Below are 18,238 nucleotides of genomic sequence, written 5' to 3'. Positions count from 1 at the left end.
TTTTTAGGTATTTAGATTATGACTAAGACGGGGAGTAGGGAGTGGGGAGTGGCGAGTAGTGTAGTTCAACAAGAAAGGCAGGGGACAGTGGGCACTATTCATGCTACCGTCTTCAAATAAATAGTTGCGTAAACTCATATATTAAATCCACCCTGCCCTTACGTAACATGGCTGGATCTAATCTTTCAGTAGTGTTACAAGTCATCAAGACAACTAAGCGTTGCTGCATCTGAATACCAGACTCATCAATTACACTCTGATACAAAGTGCCATCCAGCAAACTCAGAATGTGTTCGGTTTTGTTATTGTATTGCGCTACCTCGGAAGCACGATTTTGCGCTAGATTATCAGCTTCGTTAATAACGATACAGATACGTTCTATGTAAGTTGGTGGGACAAAGTTAGCGATCGCATCATGATCTAAAATAAAAATTACATACCCTAAAGGTACAAGAATTTCTTTTGCTACTGCCTGTGTCCAGACTGTTTTACCTGTACCTGGTTGCCCATGTACAACAACCGCTAACTGGTTTTGATTCAGAATCGCTTGTTGTACAGAATCAGTAAAGTTTTGGATATCTGCTGGAAATGTGCGAATGTTAAATTGACTGTGAACTTTGCCTACACGACTTTGATATCCACTCAGCATCACTGCTAAGTCGTAAGTAGCTTTGTTAATTAGTGGCGCGATATTTTTCGCCATTAAAGTATATTGTCGTCGCCCGCGATCGTAGGGATCAATTTGTAACCAAACGTCATGCTTCGCCCAGTAAGCATAAACAGTATTGATAACATCTAAACGTTCCCAGCTAACAAATTTCTCTATAGGAAAATAAAAATCTCTTTCTGAGTAATACTGGGTGATAATGTCGGGATTACCCAACACTCCTAAAACTCGCAGTACAGTAATTTCTTGCAGTCGATTAAGAACATAATCAATGGGAATGCTACTACGACTGACAAATTGGACGATGGGCGTTTCCGTACTCAAAACATCTTTGTAGCGATGATCTGGTGATTGAGGATCTGGCGTGATGTAATTCCAAAACTTTTCAACTTCGTAGCGGGTATTATCAGATACAACATTTAGTAAATTAGCCCACCAAGCATAATTATTTCGTCCCAAAACATCAGCAACATTACTCGCTAAACTCAAAGTTTTTTGAGTTAATTCGCGGGAGTCACTATACAACAGTTGCCACAAAAACCCCCAGTCTAATTCTCGGTTAAACGGTCGCCAACCGCTAGCAAGCAAGCTCTGGCGGGTATTATTTGTAGGAGTACTTTCATTACTTCTAAAATAGTCAAAATCCATATTTGTTTAGTTATACAGCGTTAATCGAGTTATTTTGTGTTAACTATGAGATTTTGAAAAATTGTTCTCATAATATTAACTAATTGCGTACAAATGGTAATTTTATTTTCACCGTGCTGTACTGGCTAGGAAACCTTTTTAATTTAACTCATTCTATATGTAATATACTATATTACAAAATAACTACTTGCGTCAACTTTTTTGGCAAAGCAATTGCTAAGTGGGAACTTACTTTTAGTTCTTGATGTAACTGCGCCATTTATCCATCTCTAGATGAAGACTAATATCATCGCCGTGGAATTACTAAAATGCAGTATTAATTATTACAATAATTACAGAGAATTTTAACTCCTGTCCGTGGGTTTAAGTCCCCCGGTTCAATAAAAAAGCAAGTTTTGTGTTGGGGTTAAATCCCCATTACAAAACAAAATTTACGAAAGCGTTGCGTTAGCGAGTCCGCGTACTCTTACAGAGAAGCAAGCTACGCGCAGCGTCTCGTAGAGAGCGTCATTACGAATTACGAATTACGAATTACGAATTATTTAATACCTATAAAATTTCTGGAATCGCTGTTATTTCATTCGATTTTCATTCGCTTTCACCTGTCCCAGCACCAATCTATTTCTAGTTGCCCAGGCACTTACCATTTGGATTTCACTTTGGTTACTAGTTGTATCATAATAACCACATAAGATAAGGTTTTTCCATCTATAGCAACAACTTCACCCTCAGTTATTTTTTGCTAAGAGCTAGCTTGTCTCTTTTTCAATATTTAGATGCGTCTGCCCTGGCATTGCTCTCTCTTCCTCTTCTAACTAACTCTACCTTTAGAAGGTTGCTTAATCAATTAAAAAGAAACTAATTTACATCTATAGTGGTAGTCTTTAACTAGTTCCGTGGGTTTAAGTCCCCCGGTTCTATAACCGACAAGTTTTGTGTTGGGGTTAAATCCCCATTACAAAACTTAATTACGAATTACGAATTACGAATTACGAATTATTTAACTGTCTAATTAAACAGTTTTTTTCATTAAATGGGCTACTGTATATTTACGGTTTGTTAGCAAAAGTTACGCTTATTTACAATCAAATTGTTTATTTTAAAGCCAACTTGATGTTAAGTTTATTGACTTGCTTGTTTATTAATTATAGGATTTTGATAAAAAAGTAATATAAAATAATTAAATTTTTTCAGACATTTTCTGTTTTGATTTTTTAACATTTTTGAGGGGTCTAAGTCCCTCGCTTCTAAATCGCGACAAGTTTTGCGGTGGGGTTAAAATCCCCAGACGCTCTCGAAGAGACGCTAAAAGCGAACGCGGACTCGAAGAGAGCAACTCTTGGAGACGCACTCGCGTTCGCTAATGCAAAACAAAATTTACGAATTACGAATTACGAATTACGAATTATTTTAATAATTACCACTAGCGATCGCTACATTAATAATGTTGTACCGAAAGCCAATAAACAAGTTGCAAAAATTCATCCAAAAACAGAGTTATTTACATATAGGGGTTTTCTTGGCAACTCTGTTGAGCATCATATTGTTCAGTTGGGTAGGACTCTCGCAGCAACCAGTTATCCTGAATCTGTTAATGACTGCCCCTGATGCCGAACCTTGGAGGCAGGGTTTAATTAGAGACTTCGAGGCCGAGAACCCAGGTATTCGCATTAACCTAGTTGAAGGGCCGAATGCCACAAATTTGCTCGAAGACCTGTACACCTCATCTTTTATCTTGGGTGAATCCCCTTATGACCTGATTAATATGGATGTGATCTGGACATCCAAGTTTGCTGCTGCTGGATGGTTGCTACCTTTAGGCGATCGCATTTCTAAAGAGGAGTTAGGAGCATTTTCATCCCAGGATGTAGAAGGGGGACGTTACCAAGACAAACTGTACCGCATTCCAGTGCGTTCGGACGTGGGAATGCTCTACTACCGAGAAGATTTAATCAAACAAGCAGGATTGAAACCGCCAGAAACTTTTGATGATTTGATCCGAATTTCCCAAGTCTTGCAAAAGAAAAAGCAGGTGAATTGGGGCTATGTTTGGCAGGGTCGCCAATATGAAGGACTTGTGGCGATGTTTGCGGAAGTTCTCGATGGCTTTGGTGGCTTCTGGGTTAATCCCGACACCCTCGAAGTTGGACTAGATCGACCAGAAACATTACGAGCCATTGAGTTTCTGCGTAGTACCGTTAGGGTTGGCGTTTCTCCTCCTGGAGTCACAACCTACCAAGAAGAAGATACCCGGCGCTTATTTCAAAGTGATCAAGTAGCATTTTTACGCAGTTGGCCCTATGCGTGGCCTTTAGCCCAGGCAGAAAATTCGCCAATCCGGGGCAAAATTGCGATTAAACCGATGGTTCATGCTCCTGGTAAGACGGGAGCGGCTTGTTTAGGGGGCTGGGGTTTAGGGATTGCTAAATCTTCTCAACATCCTGAAGAAGCTTGGAAAGCAATCCAGTATTTTACCAGTCGAGAAGCACAGCGCCGATTTATTTTTAGTGCAGGCTATGTGCCAAGTCGCCGGGATTTGTTTACAGACCCAGAGATTGTTGCTAAATACCCCCACTATCCGCAGTTATTGGAGGTCGTGGACAATGCAGTTTTACGTCCGCCGATCGCGCAATATGCTCAGACATCAGATATTTTGCAGCGTTATCTCAGCGCCGCGTTATCTGGTCGGATGAATTCTGAACGAGCAATGCAAGCTGCTGCTGCGGAAACGCGGCGACTGCTGGGGGCAGGGGGCAGGGGGCAGGGGGAGTTAGAAGTTAAAGCATTGGCTTAAAGACTTGTTCATCCACCTCGGATACTCATTCATCCACCTCAAAGACTCATTAACGGAGTTCAAAGGCTCATTCATCCACCTCAAAGACTCATTAACGGAGTTCAAAGACTCATTCATCCACCTCAAAGACTCATTAACGGAGTTCAAAGACTCATTCATCCACCTCAAAGACTCATTAACGGAGTTCAAAGACTCATTCATCCACCTCAAAGACTCATTAACGGAGTTCAAAGGCTCATTCATCCACCTCAAAGACTCATTAACGGAGTTCAAAGGCTCATTAACAGAGTTCAAAATCCCCAATGCCCAATTCTCAATGCCTTATGACCAATGACAAATGACAAATGACAAATGACCAATGACAAATGACAAATGACAAATTTACATACACTCAGAAGTCGAGAACAACAGACAGCATGGATATTACTAACACCCGCATTGCTGCTACTGTTGTTTGTATTTGCCTACCCGATTTTACGAGCATTTTGGTTAAGCGTATTTACTAGAAATCTGGGAACAGAGCTACAACCCGTATTCTCTGGTTTGGAAAATTATGTGCGGATGGCGGGGGATGGTCGTTTTTGGCAGAGTTTGTGGACGACAACGGTGTTCACAACAGCAACCGTAATCTCAGAACTACTGCTAGGACTGGGGGTTGCCCTAGTTCTCAACCAGGCGTTTTTTGGGCGGGGCATAGTGCGTACAACGGCGATTATACCTTGGGCTTTGCCTACTTCTCTGATTGGTCTGGCGTGGGCTTGGATTTTTAACGATCAGTTTGGGGTTGTGAACGATATTCTGCGGCGATTGGGGCTGATTGAGACTGGGATTAATTGGTTAGGAGATCCAACGCTGGCGATGATCGCACTGGTTTTTGCTGATGTTTGGAAAACTACGCCGTTTATCAGTATTCTGTTGCTAGCTGGTTTGCAGTCGATATCACAAGACCTCTATGAAGCTTACTCAGTCGATGGGGCAACTGCTTGGCAAAGCTTCCGCAATATTACTCTGCCACTGCTGCTGCCGCAAATCTTAATTGCAGTGCTATTTCGGTTTGCTCAAGCTTTTGGGATTTTCGACTTGATTGCTGTGATGACCGGGGGTGGCCCTGGTGGCGCTACGGAAGTGGTGTCATTATACATTTACTCGACGGTGATGCGCTACTTAGATTTTGGTTATGGAGCAGCTCTGGTAGTAGTGACATTTTTAATATTGATTGCGGCGGTGGCGATCGCTAGTTTCTTGCTTAACAAATACCGTGCCAAAACATCAGGAGCCATTTAACCCATGAGTGTAACTCCCCAAGCAGTTCCAACGACTCCAAGACAAACAGGGAAAACCAAGTTTTCTCTTAAAAAAATCTTGCTGCCGATAATAGTTGTATTAGTGGTGATATTCAGCCTAGCGCCAGCCTTATGGCAATTGCTGACCTCGTTTAAAGTTAATGAGGATATTGCCGCCGTTCCTACTGTCTATTTTCCCACACGATTCACTTTCAATCACTACATTGAGTTATTCACCCGTCGTCCATTTTGGCGCTACATCTTCAACAGTGCCTTTGTATCGATTACTTCTACAGCTGTATCTTTAGCGATCGGCGCACCTGCGGCTTATGCCCTCGCACGGTTACGCCCTTGGGGTGAACGAGTTATCCTCGGCGGCGTTCTAATTGTTACCTTATTTCCTGGAATTCTATTGTTCTTAGGACTGTTAGAAATTATCCAAGCGCTGAGATTGGGCAACAATTATCTGGCGCTGATTATACCCTATACTGCCATCAATTTGCCGCTAACAATTTTAGTACTTAGAAGCTTTTTTCAACAATTGCCAAAAGATTTGGAAGATTCCGCTAGGGTCGATGGCCATAACACCTTTCAACTACTATGGCAAATCGTGCTACCCATGACCCTTCCCGCCTTAGTGACTACTGGAATCCTCACATTTATTTTTGCTTGGAACGAGTTTATTTTCGCTCTCACGTTTATGACTCGTGAAGAGTTGAAGACAATTCCCGTTGCTGCTGCTCAGTTGGGTGGTGCGACAATATATGAAATTCCCTATGGCCCGATCGCCGCTGCTACTGTTGTGGGGACGTTACCCCTAATTTTACTAGTTTTGTTTTTCCAGCGCCGGATTGTCCAAGGTCTTACCGCTGGTGCCGTCAAAGGATAAAAATCAAAATGGCTAAACTCGAACTCAAAAATTTGAATAAAACCTATAATCCTAAAGTCGTCCCTGTCAAGGACGTTAGCTTAACTGTAGATAACCATGAGTTTCTGACTTTACTTGGCCCTTCCGGCTGTGGCAAATCTACCGTCCTACGGATGATTGCGGGTCTTGAAGAACCTACTCGTGGTCAGATCAAGATTGGGGAGGTGGATGTCACCTATAAACGAGCAGCCGATCGCAACATTGCAATGGTATTTCAAAGCTATGCACTCTATCCTCACATGACAGTGTACGAAAACCTCGCTTCTGGACTCAAGCTGAAAAAAGTACCACCTACAGAAATTAAACAGCGAGTGGCAGAAGTGGCAGAAGTTTTAGGATTAGCAGAGTTAATGAACCGCAAGCCTGGTCAAATGTCTGGAGGTCAACGGCAACGGGTTGCTGTCGGTCGTGCTTTGGTGCGTCATGCTGATGTATACCTGCTGGATGAACCCTTAAGTAACCTGGATGCACTACTGCGGGAAAGAGTTCGAGCCGATATTAAGCAAATTTTTGCAGCACAAAAAGTGCCAGTTGTCTACGTCACCCACGACCAAACCGAAGCTATGACGCTCTCCACGAAAGTTGCATTGCTCAACGATGGCTATGTCCAGCAACTTGACCCACCTGAGTGCATCTATAACCATCCAGCTAATCTATTTGTGGCTGGATTTGTTGGTAGTCCGCAAATGAATTTGCTAACTTTACCTTGTAAGGGACAATATGCGATCGTGGGTAACTTCCAAGTGCTTCTTCCAGATATACCAACAGTACCACCGCAGATTGTTCTGGGAATCCGCCCAGAAAATGTCCGCATTGCTCAACCAGGTGATACCCAAACTATCCAAGGGCGAGTGTTTTTAGTGGAAAACTTGGGTATGCACTATTTAGTCAGTGTCAGGATTGAGGGTTCACAAACCGGAGCGATTACGGTACGTGCTTTGTTGCCAACAGACCAAAATTGGAGTGGCGAGGATATTACATTAGCATTGCCCCCTGAGGATATTCACTGGTTTGATGTTGAATCTGGCCATGCTCTTGTTAGGAGACAAATGTTAGGTGTCAGGAGCTAGTACCGCAAGACGGAAGTCAAAAGTTAACACTGAGCGAAGTCGAAGTGTCAAAAGAATTGTATTCCAAGCTGTTGCGCCATTTAAAATGGTATGTTTCTTTACGCCGTGCTGTACTAGGGCGTGTCATCAAATAGGTGTCATATCATGTTCGACTTAATACTTATGTCATTGCGAGCGGAGCGCGGCAATCCCAAACCTTTGCGATTGCTTCATTCCACTTCGTTGCATTCGCAATGACATATTATAAGTGATTTGCCGAACATGATATCAATCTAATTTAGAATTGATAGCCGAGGGCGAGTTGAGTAATGGCAAGGAGTGCTGTCATGACGCGCCCCTATGCTTTGCGAGTAGACAATAATCTGGTTCTTCTTGTTGTTAATCAAGTTGAGTATTTGCCATTAATTTCTATATAACCCTCTGAAAGATCGCAACCCCATACAGTTGCAGAGGCTTCACCAATATTAAGACTCACATGGATATTTACTTGATCTTTGGACATAATTTGCCGCAACTGCTCTAGATTTTCATCAGTTAAGCTATTAGGATAAACTTTCACATTATCAAATCTGATAACAACTCTTTCTGGATTTATCTGCTGTTCATTTTCACATTTGCCTATAGCCATAGCAACTCGTCCCCAATTCGGATCTGCTCCATAAACGGCGGTTTTTACTAATGGTGAATTCACAATTGCTTTAGCTACTGTTTTAGCTTGTGCATAGTTAATCGCTGAATCTACAGTCACCTCAATAATTTTGGTAGCGCCTTCTGCATCTTTGGCAATTTTCAGCACCAATTCTTGTGCAATTTCTTGCAATGCACTGGCAAAATCTGCTTCTGAAACTTCACCGGCTATTCCATTAGCTAGAATTACGGCGGAGTCACTAGTGGAAGTGTCAGTGTCTACACTCAGGCAGTTAAAGGTTTTATCTATAGTAGAGCGAAAAATAGAACGAAGGCTATTTGCAGAAATTGCAGCGTCAGTAAAAAAGAAAGTTAGAAGGGTAGCCATATTAGGCTCAATCATGCCGACACCTTTGGCAATTCCTACCAGCTTGGCATCGCCTATTTGCCGTGTAGCTAGTTTCGGTACTGTATCGGTGGTCATAATACCACGGGCTGCCGCATGAAAATCAGCAGGAGTCAAATTTTTCCCCAATCCTAATAAACCTGCCCGAATTTTTTCAATTGGGTAACGTCTGCCAATTACACCTGTAGAAGCTATCACAATATTATGTGCAGCAATTCCAATTTCAGTTGCAACTAATTGCAAAACCTCTTGAGCATCAGCGATCCCAACAGAACCATTAGCTACATTTGCATTCTTAGATATAACGACAATTCCTTGTGCTTGTGAATCTTTTAAGTTATTGCGGCTAATCGTAACACTTGGCCCAGCAAAAATACTTTGAGTGAAGACTCCATCAGCAACACAAGGAACTGATGATTTAATAAATACAAAATCATCAGTTGTATCTCGTATTCCTAAATTAGTAATAAATGCACTAAAGCCTTGAGGTGTGGAAGATATAGCTAATGACATTTTTCTGGATTTAATAATTTGTTTTAATTATCTCATACCATTTGCAAAAATATTTGTGATATATGAATCGCCTGTAGGGGAGTATAGATGTGCATACGTGTCAACTTAAGGTAAAAACGTTTATTGACAAAGATATCAGATCCCCCAATCCTCTTGGGGGCTAAAATTCTAATTCACCACTTTTTCACGCTTGTTATTACCAACATTTTTTAAATCTTGGGCTTCGTTACCATTCCCGCCTCGGAATAAATTCCAAGGCTAATAGCTTGCATTCCTCTCAAGAGGACTAAATACAAAATTTTCAGCCATGTAGAAGACTATCTTATATAAAAGGGAAAATTTCAGTCCACGCTTAGTGGACTTTAGCTATCAGCGCAGAACTTAAGTTCTGGGCGGGATATCGCGTGAACGCGACACCTTGACTGTTACAAAAATGTGGATAACGACAACCTTTTTAAGGGTGCTAGTAGAGCGAATCCCAAAGACTTAGGGTGTTAGGTTGTAAGCTTAAGTTGACACAAATGATAAATATAGGACTAATATTTGATTTCTGAAAAAGCTTGGTACAACTCGAAAAGCCTAATTCCCTATTCCCTATTCCCTACTCCCCACTCCCCGCCTATCGCGCTTGCGCTGCGCTTCTCTGCGAGACGCTTTGCGAACGCGCACCACGTAGATAATTTCAAAAATCAAATACGATTCCTATATGTGCCTCTAGAAACGTATCTGTAGCAGAAATTTTATAAAATTTTAATAGAAGCTAAAAATCTATAAATCAGTTAATGTGACAGTAAATGTTGTCCATCCGTTACTGCTTTCTACTTGAATGTATCCTTGCAGTTGTTCGACTAATTTCTGTACTATAGGTAAACCTAATCCCGAACCACCTTGATTCCAGATATCTGCATTGGGAACGCGATAAAATTTCTCAAAGATTCGTGGTAACTCTGTTAGCAAAATTTCTGCTGAATTACTGATAGTAATAATTGTTTTTGCAGGCGCTTCCAAGGAATTGTGACGTACACTTAAGACAATTTCACCACCTGCTGGTGTGTATTTACAGGCATTATTGAGCAATTCTACTAAGATTCGTTCCAAGCTAATACCATCTGAGAACAACGGCGGGAGATTTGAAGGGAGATTTATCTGTAGAGTTTGCTGATGTTCTTGAACACGGATTTGAAACGGCTCAATAACCCAAGGTAACCACTGTTGTAAGAGTAACGAATCAGGTGTCATAACTGGATAGGATGAGCTTTCCAGCCGTTGTAAGTCTAGTAGATCGTTAATTAATCCTAGCTCGCGATCGCACTCGTCTTCCATCAGCTGTAGATAGTGTTGAGCTTCCTCAGTACCAGGAGATAATTGTACAATTTGAATCATTAACTTTATATTACTCAAAGGCCATCGCAGTTCATGGGAAACTAAATTCAAAAAGTCATTTTTGAGTTGATTTATTTCCTCCCATTGCACCAGAAGTTGCTCTTGCTCAATTTGCTTTTGACGCGCCTCAATCGCTCGTTTGCGCTCAGTAATATCTCGAAAAACTAACACAGCACCTGTAATATTATCTTGATCATCTTTAATTGGTGCAACACTGTCATCAATTGGTATTTCTCCACCGTCTTTAGTAATCAGAATAGTTTCTGCTGGGAGACTGACTATAATACCATCTTGAAGGACTTTTATGATCGGGCTTTCAATAGAGTTATGAGTTTCTGCATTAGCAATATTGAATATTTCTGATGAATTTCTGCCACAAGCTTCTTCCTGTTTCCATCCGGTTAGATTTTCAGCAACCGGATTCATAAAAGTTATCAATTCTTGCATATCGCTAGCAATCACACCATCGCTGATACTTCTTAAAAGTGCATCCAGCCATTTTTTATTTACCTTTAATTGCCTTTCTAAACCATGTTTAGTCAGACTTATTTCAATATTTGTTTGTAGTTCTCTTTCTTTAAAAGGTTTTATTAGGTAAGCAAAAGGCTCAGTTATCTTAGCTCGTTCCAATGTGTTTTCATCCGCATAAGCAGTCAAATAAATTACTGGAATATCCAAACGCTTATAGATTTCTTGAGCAGCTTCTATCCCGTCCATTGAACCTTTTAGCTTAATATCCATTAGCACTAAATCGGGGGATATTTCTACTGCTTTATTAATTGCTTCTTCTCCTGAAGAAGCGATAGCAGGAACCGTGTAACCGAATTTTATAAGTCGATGCTGCAAATCTTTGGCAACAATAGCTTCATCTTCTACAACTAAAATTTTTGCCTTTGTCATATTTTAGTTATTTTATATTAATGTAAATTTCACCTGGCATTCTACTCCAATAGAACCTTGGATATCGATATTCCCTGCAATTTGATTGGTTAAAGCATCTACTAACTGCCAACCTAATGAGGCCATATTTTTAAAACTGAAATTTGATGGTAAACCAATTCCATCATCACTAACTATAAGTGTAACCTGATGGTCAGTATTTTTGCTCATTTCGATATAAATCGTACCATTTCTACCTACTGGAAATGCATATTTTAAAGAATTAGATACAAGCTCATGGATAATTAAGCTACAAGGAATTGCTGTATCCAAACCGAGAAATACTTGCTCATCTATATTTATTCTCAGAGCGATCACATTTTCGTTAACTTCATAAGCACTAAATAAACTTGCTACCAAATCTCGAATATATTCACCAAAATTAATCTTTGCCAAGTCTTGAGACTGATACAATTTTTCGTGAACTAAAGCCATTGATGCAATCCGTTGCTGGCTTTGTTTGAATATTACTAAATCGTCTTGATCTTTGATATAAGCAGATTGCAAACTTAACAGACTAGAAATAACCTGTAAATTATTTTTGACCCGATGATAAATTTCTTTTAATAACACCTCTTTTTCTAAAAGTGATGCTTGGATTTGCTCCTCCCACTGCTGGCGATCGCGCTGCGCGGCAATTCGTTCGCTAATGTCTTCGACCACAGAAATAAAATACTTTGGCTCCCCACTAGATTCGCGCATTAAAGATACGGTGAGATTAACCCAAACTATGGAGCTATCTTTGCAGAAATAGCGCTTTTCTATCGAATAAGTTTGAATATTATTTGCTAAAATATCGTCAATATATTTTAGGTCGGTGTTAAGATCATCTGGGTGAGTAATATCTTGGAAAGTTAGCAACTGTAGTTCTTCGGGTGTATAACCGACAATATCGCAAAGCCTCTGGTTAACTAACAACCACCTTCCATCTATAGCTACATGGGCGATGCCAACAGCAGCTTGATGGAATGCAGCACGGAATCGCTGTTCGCTTTCTCGCAATGCTTGATCTATTCGCTGGCGCTCAGTAATTTCTGCCTGTAGTGATTGATTAATTCTTGTTAGCTCTGCTGTGCGTAGCTCAACCTTGCTTTCTAGTTGGTTAAGTAGGCTATTTAGTGCCTCCTCTGCTTGCTTGCGCTCAGTGATGTCAGTATGTGAGCCTACCATCCGCACTACGTTACCATCTTCATCCCACAGTGCTTGACCTCGATCCAAAATCCATTTGTAAGTGCCATCTTTACATAAAAATCGATACTCGATAGTGTAAAACGGTGTTTTCTGATCAAAATGCTCTTGAACTGCTTGTGTCACCCAGTCAAGATCATCAGGATGCACTCGTATCAGGCATTCATCTAAATAGTTAGAAATTTCCTGCTCTTCGTAACCGAGCATTTCCTTCCAGCGAACCGAGAAGAACACTTCATTGGTTTTAACATTCCAGTCCCAAATTCCATCATTATTGCCGCGCAAAGCTAATTGCCAACGTTGTTCACTTTCCCTTAATACCTCCTCAGTCCGTATGCGTTCAGCAATTTCTTTTGCTAGTTGGGAGTTTGCAGCCTCTAGTTGGGTATGACTCAGTAGACCCAGTGCCTGGGGTATTAATGGCACAAGTTCTATGGCTGTCAATACTGAGATAAAAGCGGTGATAGCTTTAATTAATCCTGATAGCCAATAGGTAGGATACCAAAGCGTCCACACATCCATTAAATGGGTTGTGCCACAAGCAACGATGAATATGCCAAACATCAGGAACATCCAGCCGAAAGGCACATCTCGCCGTTTACGGACAAAATAAATCAACATTACTGGAATTGAATAATAAGCAAGTCCAGTTAACACATCTGAAACCAGATGCAACCATACCAATCCTGGCTTCCAGAGGTAGCAATGTCCGTGAGGAATAAACTGGCTAGTAGAGAAAAAATTATTTAAAAATTCCATCATAAAAACCTAATACACAGCACAAGTCTTCACCAAAGCCCGAAGTGTGAAGGAAGAGGTTTTGAGCCTAAGACCTCTGTAGACGCGCACAGACCTAGAGAGTGGCTTCTGATACTCTAAAGAAAAACACGTTCGGCGTTTGTCAGAGCTTTCCCGTACTAGCATTAGGCTAGTACACAATAGCAGTTTCGGCTTCTACATCCTTTATCTGTCATCCTTTCTGAGCTTTTTAAGCTGATAATGTAAGGTTTATTGAAATAAAAGTACCGCGATCGCTTTGATTTTTGTTACCGTAGATTCTCTGAAATGAATTCTTTATATATATAAATGCCTTTAAAAAAACACAGTAATATTTCGCTCATATAAAATAACTAGTACTGAATTTTTAAGTATATTTTCGGTTTAATAGCTTTCAAATTAATGTCTGTATGCTAAGTAAAAATTATAAAAGTTCGGTTCCCCGTAACTCACACCATACGCTGATACTTGCTTTTGACTTAGTGGCACGCTGACGAGTCTCCTTCTCTTGGGGGTCACTACAGACAATGACCAAATGAACTCAGGAATTTTGCCAAGGATGTTCAAATACAATACGCTTGGGTTAAGAAGAATGCTACGTTGGGTTGAACATTCGTGTTACCCAACAAAGGCTTGATCATGTTGGGTTTCGTTCCTCAACCCAACCTACACTAGTTTTATTTTTTAGCCTTAACCCAAGCGTATTGTGTTCAAATATTAATCTAAGTAAATCGGCGCGGAAAACTAACTATCTAAACATAAATAAATACGCCAGGTTACTGAAGATATGGGCGCTCGTCTAAGAAGATTTCTAGTGTTAGCATAAATTTACGCTAACACTTTTTATTTGTCAAAAGTCCAATCACGATCGCTCACTACAACAAAGTTTTAGATATTGCAGTTTGCATGGGCCATTTGGAAGATGTTAGATGCTTCTCTGTTAAAGAAGTTTCGTGATATACCAAATGGATGAGAACTAAACGCCAGTACATTCTGAATATATCTTTGTGAATACCATTTTAGTTTAATGTTCGTACAGCCAGTAGAGAAGCAGAAGGGAAAGAATTTGTATCAGTTATTAAGTAAAATGAGATAACAAACTAACTGGCAATAAAAATATTCCTTAAGTCTAATGTAAGACACACCTAAAGTATGAAGTTAGAAATTATCAGGTGAAATACGATTGTAGAGCATTCTTAATCTAGTCTTAAATGTTAGCAGGATCTGGCTGCTTAAAATTTCTAGTTTATTTCTACCCAACTAACAAAAATTAATGTAAATAAAGTCATTAGATTGATTAAGGTCAAAATCCTGTTTAACCTAGCGATCGCTTGTACTTATTAAGTAAGCCGATGTGAATAATTAAAAGGTTTGTAGTTTACCCTATAGGGGAAGTAAGTTACACTTCATGTCTTATATATATGGCTTTAGGCGTTATAACGAGCCACTTTAATTAGTTCTACATTGTTGCTTAACATAGTTTTATTTATCTTGCATACTTAGTTAACGCATCTAAATAAGTAGCTAACAAATAATTGAATTCATTATGATTGGTACGAAATTTTATGGTTAAAGATTTTGTTTTTTGTCTACAAGAAGCAGCTTTATACTTTATATCCAAAAAATACCGGCCACATAAAGATCCTTCTGAATGCTTTGTGAACCCTCCCTGTGGATGTGCCAATCCTGGGCAAAATTCCCAGTGTGAAGATTGTGCTTATCTTGAAGCCTGCTTGTCTGATTGCAAGCTCCAAAAAGTTTCATTATCTTCACGTTCATAAACTAACTTTAATGCCAAATTAATTCCTGCGATAGAATTGATTTTACTCTTATGGTAGAAGTCAGGCAAAAAACTAGCAGCTATCATGAATAGGAATAACAAAATAATTCACAATACAATAAGTAATAAAAAATTATGATGCAAGTGAATGTAATTTTATTAAAAATAAATATTATTATTCCTTGTCGTTGTGAACAAACAACTTGTTACTGGGTTCACAATTATATCATGAATTAGTAATTACTGATTATGAATTAGTTTAAATCTGACGACTAGTTAAGTTGTTGTGTGTGGGAGCTTAAAATGCTTTCAAATTTCTAAAAGAAACTAGGTTAAAGACTCCTTAATCTGTCTTGTAAAAATTCCCCTAATTTAACAGTGGATTGAGTAGACAATATCGGTTTTGAAAATCAATCAACCACAGAAATCTAGAACATAATAGGAACCATAACTATGAAGCCTTTTGATTTATCTAAAGCTGTTTTGGCTACTGTCTTTGCCATCAGTTTCGCTTCTTTATCTTTACCTGCTTCTGTTTCTGCCCAAAGCGGAAGCTCCGGCAGTGGAGGCTCCAGTGCTGGGAGTAGCTCAGGTACTGCCACTACAGGTAGTGGTACAGGTAGTAGTGGTATAAATGGCACTACAGGTAGTGGTACAGGTGGTAGCGGTATAGGTGGCACTACAGGTAGTGGTACAGGTGGTAGTGGTATAAATGGCACTACAGGTAGTGGTACAGGTGGTAGTGGTATAAATGGCACTACAGGTAGTGGTACAGGTGGTAGCGGTATAGGTGGCACTACAGGTAGTGGTACAGGTGGTAGCGGTATAAATGGCACTACAGGTAGTGGTACAGGTGGTAGCGGTATAGGTGGCACTACAGGTAGTGGTACAGGTGGTAGCGGTATAAATGGCACTACAGGTAGTGGTACAGATAGTAGTGGTACAGGTGGTAGTGGTACAGGTGGTAGTGGTATAGGTGGCACTACAGGTAGTGGTACAGGTGGTAGTGGTATAGGTGGCACTACAGGTAGTGGTACAGGTGGTAGTGGTATAGGTGACACTACAGGCAGTGGTACAGGTGGTAGTGGTATAGGTGGCACTACAGGCAGTGATGCTACAGGCACTGGCACTACAGGTAGTGATGCTACAGGTAGTGGTACAACAGGTGGTGATGCTACAGGTACTAATAGGAATACAGGCGTCGCAGCTTCCGAAAGAACTAGCGACCGCGGTTTCGATTGGGGTTGGCTAGGTTTACTTGGTCTAGCCGGTTTAGCAGGTCTGGCTCGTAATCGGGAAAAAGTCCGGGCTTATAGCGATCCTAATGAAGTAACAGGTACTCGTTCTAGATAGTATTCACCACACTGTAAGAGCCGTATAACTGTCGTTTGTTTCAACTTCAGGCTATTACAGTGGTTTGACGACATGTGTAGGGGCACAATATATTGATATTACGCTCCTACAATCGCACGCCAGTTCGCTCAAGTCGAGCTACTGCCTTGCCCAATGAACATTACATTTGCTAAAACTTGTATTTTTGTTAACTCACGCACAAGGCGTTGAGCTTGATGTTTATAAAGTGGTATAGGCAACACTCCAGACAAATTATTCATCCATTGCCTAGCAGTAAGGGGAGTACATCCCGTAATCAAGACTATTTCTTGGGCACCATACATAATAGCATTTGTAGTCAGAGCTTTTTCAATCTGCACCTGCCAAAGGCGAGGCAGCATTTCACCCCATTCAATTCGCTGCAAACTACTGCTTGTGGCTAAAACAATCAAGCGATCGCTAGCATAAAGCTTAACATCATACCAGGGCATCAAGGAGTAATTGTCTCGGCTATATTTCTGGTAGAGAATTGGCACAACACTGTACCCATAGGCTATTTCAGATAGAAGCAACCCATCAAGAGTATCGCCCTCTTCAATTTTGTATTCCGTCACCATGACTATTTGCTCGCTCAAGTGAAACAAGCTCAGAACATTTTCTCCAAAGGCAGCACAAGCAAAGACTTCTGCCGATAAAGCCGCGCCACACAAAACTTGGGCATAGGGAAACAAAGGGGCTATATTATCACTAAAATGGCGATCTTGAGAGCGAATAATCAAGCTAGTGGCGGGGTTTATTGCATGAGCCATCAAACCAATTTCCAGATTTTCCATATTATCGTCCCCAACTAAAACGATGCTTTTAGCACGGGAGAGATTCACCTTAGTTAATGCTTCGGTAGCATACAAAGTTACAGGTTTTGAGGCAGAAGGATAATTTCTGTTTTAAGTTATTGGTTTTTTGGCTCATTTATTTACAAACTGCTGTAACTCATTGTTGGCGTAATTCCTTGAATTAGAGTCCCCAATCCCCAGTCCTTCTTCACGACAGCAAACTAGCAGAATTGACATCCAAAAATAACGTTGCTTGGGATTGTTGACGGAGAATAGAAGCCGGACAGTCTGTATTTATAGCTCCTTGCAACATCTCTTTTACCACATTCGCTTTACGTGTTTCTGGAGCCAGACAGATAATTTTTTTAGCTGAACAAATCGTCGAGATGGTGACAGTAAAAGCATACTGTGGGACAGTTTCTAGATTCGGAAAGTGACCTGTACTTACTTGTTGCTGACGGTTCACTGTATCCAGTTTCACTAGTTTCACACTGTAAGGATCTTGAAAATTTGCTACTGCTGGATCGTTAAAAGCCAAATGTCCATTTTCGCCAACACCAAGACAGCATAAGTCAATTGGTTGTGCAAGGAGTAGTTTAGTGTAGCGATCGCACTCTGCCACTGGTTGCAATGTATCACCTTCTATATAATGAAATTGCTTAGGAATAACCCGCTTCTCTACACGTTCTCGCATATAGCGCCGGAAACTCGCAGAATGGTCAGCCGTAATTCCCAAATATTCATCTAGATGGAACAGAATAATCCGTGACCAATCTACACCACCCAATGCAATCAAAGCATCGAGAAATTTGAGTTGGGAGTTACCTGTTGCTAATAAGACAGCAGCTGTATCCTGAAGATTAAGAACTTGCTGTAAATGCTTTTGCGCGATTTTGGCAACATCCTGGGCCATTTCAACTTCAGAGTTGTAAATCTGCACTAGTAAATCATCAACGCAAAAAAAGTTTGTAACGGCTAGCATTTTGCTTACACAGAAGGTTATCAATTATACGGTAGTTTCTTGAGAAGCTCTACCTGACCAAATAATTCGTAATTCGTAATTCATGGTT

At 40.5% G+C, this 18,238-nt stretch carries 12 protein-coding genes and 1 pseudogene; 5 read left to right on the top strand and 8 right to left on the bottom strand.

Annotated elements, in window-relative coordinates; genetic code table 11:
* Positions 1 to 112: 112 nt before the first annotated feature.
* Both LC653_RS25200 and LC653_RS25195 read right to left on the bottom strand, forming a co-directional pair.
* Positions 113 to 1,315, bottom strand: coding sequence for an AAA family ATPase (locus tag LC653_RS25200; protein WP_229497449.1), 1,203 nt, complete (start codon positions 1,313 to 1,315; stop codon positions 113 to 115).
* A 552-nt stretch (positions 1,316 to 1,867) separates the two neighbouring features.
* Positions 1,868 to 2,054 (bottom strand): annotated as a pseudogene (locus LC653_RS25195) (ISAs1 family transposase); the annotation flags it as partial.
* Positions 2,055 to 2,759: 705 nt separating this feature from the next.
* Between LC653_RS25195 and LC653_RS25190 the strand changes: the two are divergent.
* Positions 2,760 to 4,109, top strand: coding sequence for an ABC transporter substrate-binding protein (locus LC653_RS25190; protein WP_229497448.1), 1,350 nt, complete (start codon positions 2,760 to 2,762; stop codon positions 4,107 to 4,109).
* Here LC653_RS25190 and LC653_RS25185 read toward each other — a convergent pair.
* Positions 4,086 to 4,412 carry a hypothetical protein gene (locus LC653_RS25185; RefSeq protein WP_229497447.1) on the bottom strand — a complete coding sequence of 109 codons (327 nt, stop codon included), beginning with the start codon at positions 4,410 to 4,412 and terminating at the stop codon, positions 4,086 to 4,088. The two genes, LC653_RS25190 and LC653_RS25185, sit on opposite strands and share 24 nt — an antisense overlap.
* Before the next feature lie 69 nt (positions 4,413 to 4,481).
* On the opposite strand from LC653_RS25185, the gene LC653_RS25180 reads away from it, so the two are divergent.
* Genes LC653_RS25180 through LC653_RS25170 form a run of 3 tightly spaced genes read left to right on the top strand, consistent with a single transcriptional unit; the run spans position 4,482 to position 7,390 of the window.
* On the top strand, positions 4,482 to 5,393 hold the full coding sequence (locus LC653_RS25180; RefSeq protein WP_229497446.1) for a carbohydrate ABC transporter permease: 912 nt from the start codon (positions 4,482 to 4,484) through the stop codon (positions 5,391 to 5,393).
* Positions 5,394 to 5,396: 3 nt separating this feature from the next.
* Positions 5,397 to 6,281 (top strand): carbohydrate ABC transporter permease, encoded by an 885-nt coding sequence (locus tag LC653_RS25175; protein ID WP_229497445.1) that lies wholly within the window; start codon positions 5,397 to 5,399, stop codon positions 6,279 to 6,281.
* Positions 6,282 to 6,289: 8 nt separating this feature from the next.
* Entirely contained in the window at positions 6,290 to 7,390 is a 1,101-nt protein-coding gene (locus LC653_RS25170; RefSeq protein ID WP_229497444.1) for an ABC transporter ATP-binding protein, read from the top strand.
* A 382-nt stretch (positions 7,391 to 7,772) separates the two neighbouring features.
* On the opposite strand, the gene argJ is transcribed toward LC653_RS25170, so the two are convergent.
* From argJ to LC653_RS47480, 3 genes are all read right to left on the bottom strand, one after another.
* Positions 7,773 to 8,936, bottom strand: coding sequence for a bifunctional glutamate N-acetyltransferase/amino-acid acetyltransferase ArgJ (argJ, locus tag LC653_RS25165; RefSeq protein ID WP_229497443.1), 1,164 nt, complete (start codon positions 8,934 to 8,936; stop codon positions 7,773 to 7,775).
* A gap of 768 nt (positions 8,937 to 9,704) precedes the next feature.
* The gene (locus tag LC653_RS25160) at positions 9,705 to 11,219 is read right to left on the bottom strand and encodes a hybrid sensor histidine kinase/response regulator (protein WP_229497442.1); all 1,515 of its coding nucleotides are present in this window, start codon (positions 11,217 to 11,219) and stop codon (positions 9,705 to 9,707) included.
* Positions 11,220 to 11,231: 12 nt separating this feature from the next.
* Positions 11,232 to 13,208: a PAS domain S-box protein gene (locus LC653_RS47480; protein WP_229497441.1), complete on the bottom strand. Its 1,977-nt coding sequence runs from the start codon at positions 13,206 to 13,208 to the stop codon at positions 11,232 to 11,234.
* Positions 13,209 to 15,456: 2,248 nt separating this feature from the next.
* On the opposite strand from LC653_RS47480, the gene LC653_RS47475 reads away from it, so the two are divergent.
* Positions 15,457 to 16,356 carry a WGxxGxxG family protein gene (locus LC653_RS47475; RefSeq protein WP_229497439.1) on the top strand — a complete coding sequence of 300 codons (900 nt, stop codon included), beginning with the start codon at positions 15,457 to 15,459 and terminating at the stop codon, positions 16,354 to 16,356.
* A 128-nt stretch (positions 16,357 to 16,484) separates the two neighbouring features.
* Here LC653_RS47475 and LC653_RS25140 read toward each other — a convergent pair whose 3' ends face one another.
* Positions 16,485 to 17,168, bottom strand: a complete 684-nt coding sequence (locus LC653_RS25140) for a TrkA C-terminal domain-containing protein (RefSeq protein WP_229497438.1) — start codon at positions 17,166 to 17,168, stop codon at positions 16,485 to 16,487.
* A gap of 208 nt (positions 17,169 to 17,376) precedes the next feature.
* Positions 17,377 to 18,150, bottom strand: coding sequence for a glucosamine-6-phosphate deaminase (locus tag LC653_RS25135; RefSeq protein WP_229497437.1), 774 nt, complete (start codon positions 18,148 to 18,150; stop codon positions 17,377 to 17,379).
* Positions 18,151 to 18,238: the final 88 nt, after the last annotated feature.

The sequence above is a fragment of the Nostoc mirabile CHAB5784 genome (assembly GCF_020829645.1).
GTDB lineage: Bacteria > Cyanobacteriota > Cyanobacteriia > Cyanobacteriales > Nostocaceae > Nostoc > Nostoc mirabile.
The sequence above is the reverse complement of the archived record's forward strand: the minus strand, read 5'-3'. Positions and strand labels throughout refer to the sequence as shown.

Coding starts and splice junctions, on each gene's coding strand:
- LC653_RS25200 (WP_229497449.1), bottom strand. CDS start 1,315: ATGGATTTTGACTATTTTAGAAGTAATGAAAGTACTCCTACAAATAAT.
- argJ (WP_229497443.1), bottom strand. CDS start 8,936: ATGTCATTAGCTATATCTTCCACACCTCAAGGCTTTAGTGCATTTATT.
- LC653_RS25135 (WP_229497437.1), bottom strand. CDS start 18,150: ATGCTAGCCGTTACAAACTTTTTTTGCGTTGATGATTTACTAGTGCAG.
- LC653_RS25160 (WP_229497442.1), bottom strand. CDS start 11,219: ATGACAAAGGCAAAAATTTTAGTTGTAGAAGATGAAGCTATTGTTGCC.
- LC653_RS25140 (WP_229497438.1), bottom strand. CDS start 17,168: ATGGAAAATCTGGAAATTGGTTTGATGGCTCATGCAATAAACCCCGCC.
- LC653_RS25175 (WP_229497445.1), top strand. CDS start 5,397: ATGAGTGTAACTCCCCAAGCAGTTCCAACGACTCCAAGACAAACAGGG.
- LC653_RS25180 (WP_229497446.1), top strand. CDS start 4,482: ATGACAAATTTACATACACTCAGAAGTCGAGAACAACAGACAGCATGG.
- LC653_RS47475 (WP_229497439.1), top strand. CDS start 15,457: ATGAAGCCTTTTGATTTATCTAAAGCTGTTTTGGCTACTGTCTTTGCC.
- LC653_RS25190 (WP_229497448.1), top strand. CDS start 2,760: ATGTTGTACCGAAAGCCAATAAACAAGTTGCAAAAATTCATCCAAAAA.
- LC653_RS47480 (WP_229497441.1), bottom strand. CDS start 13,208: ATGATGGAATTTTTAAATAATTTTTTCTCTACTAGCCAGTTTATTCCT.
- LC653_RS25170 (WP_229497444.1), top strand. CDS start 6,290: ATGGCTAAACTCGAACTCAAAAATTTGAATAAAACCTATAATCCTAAA.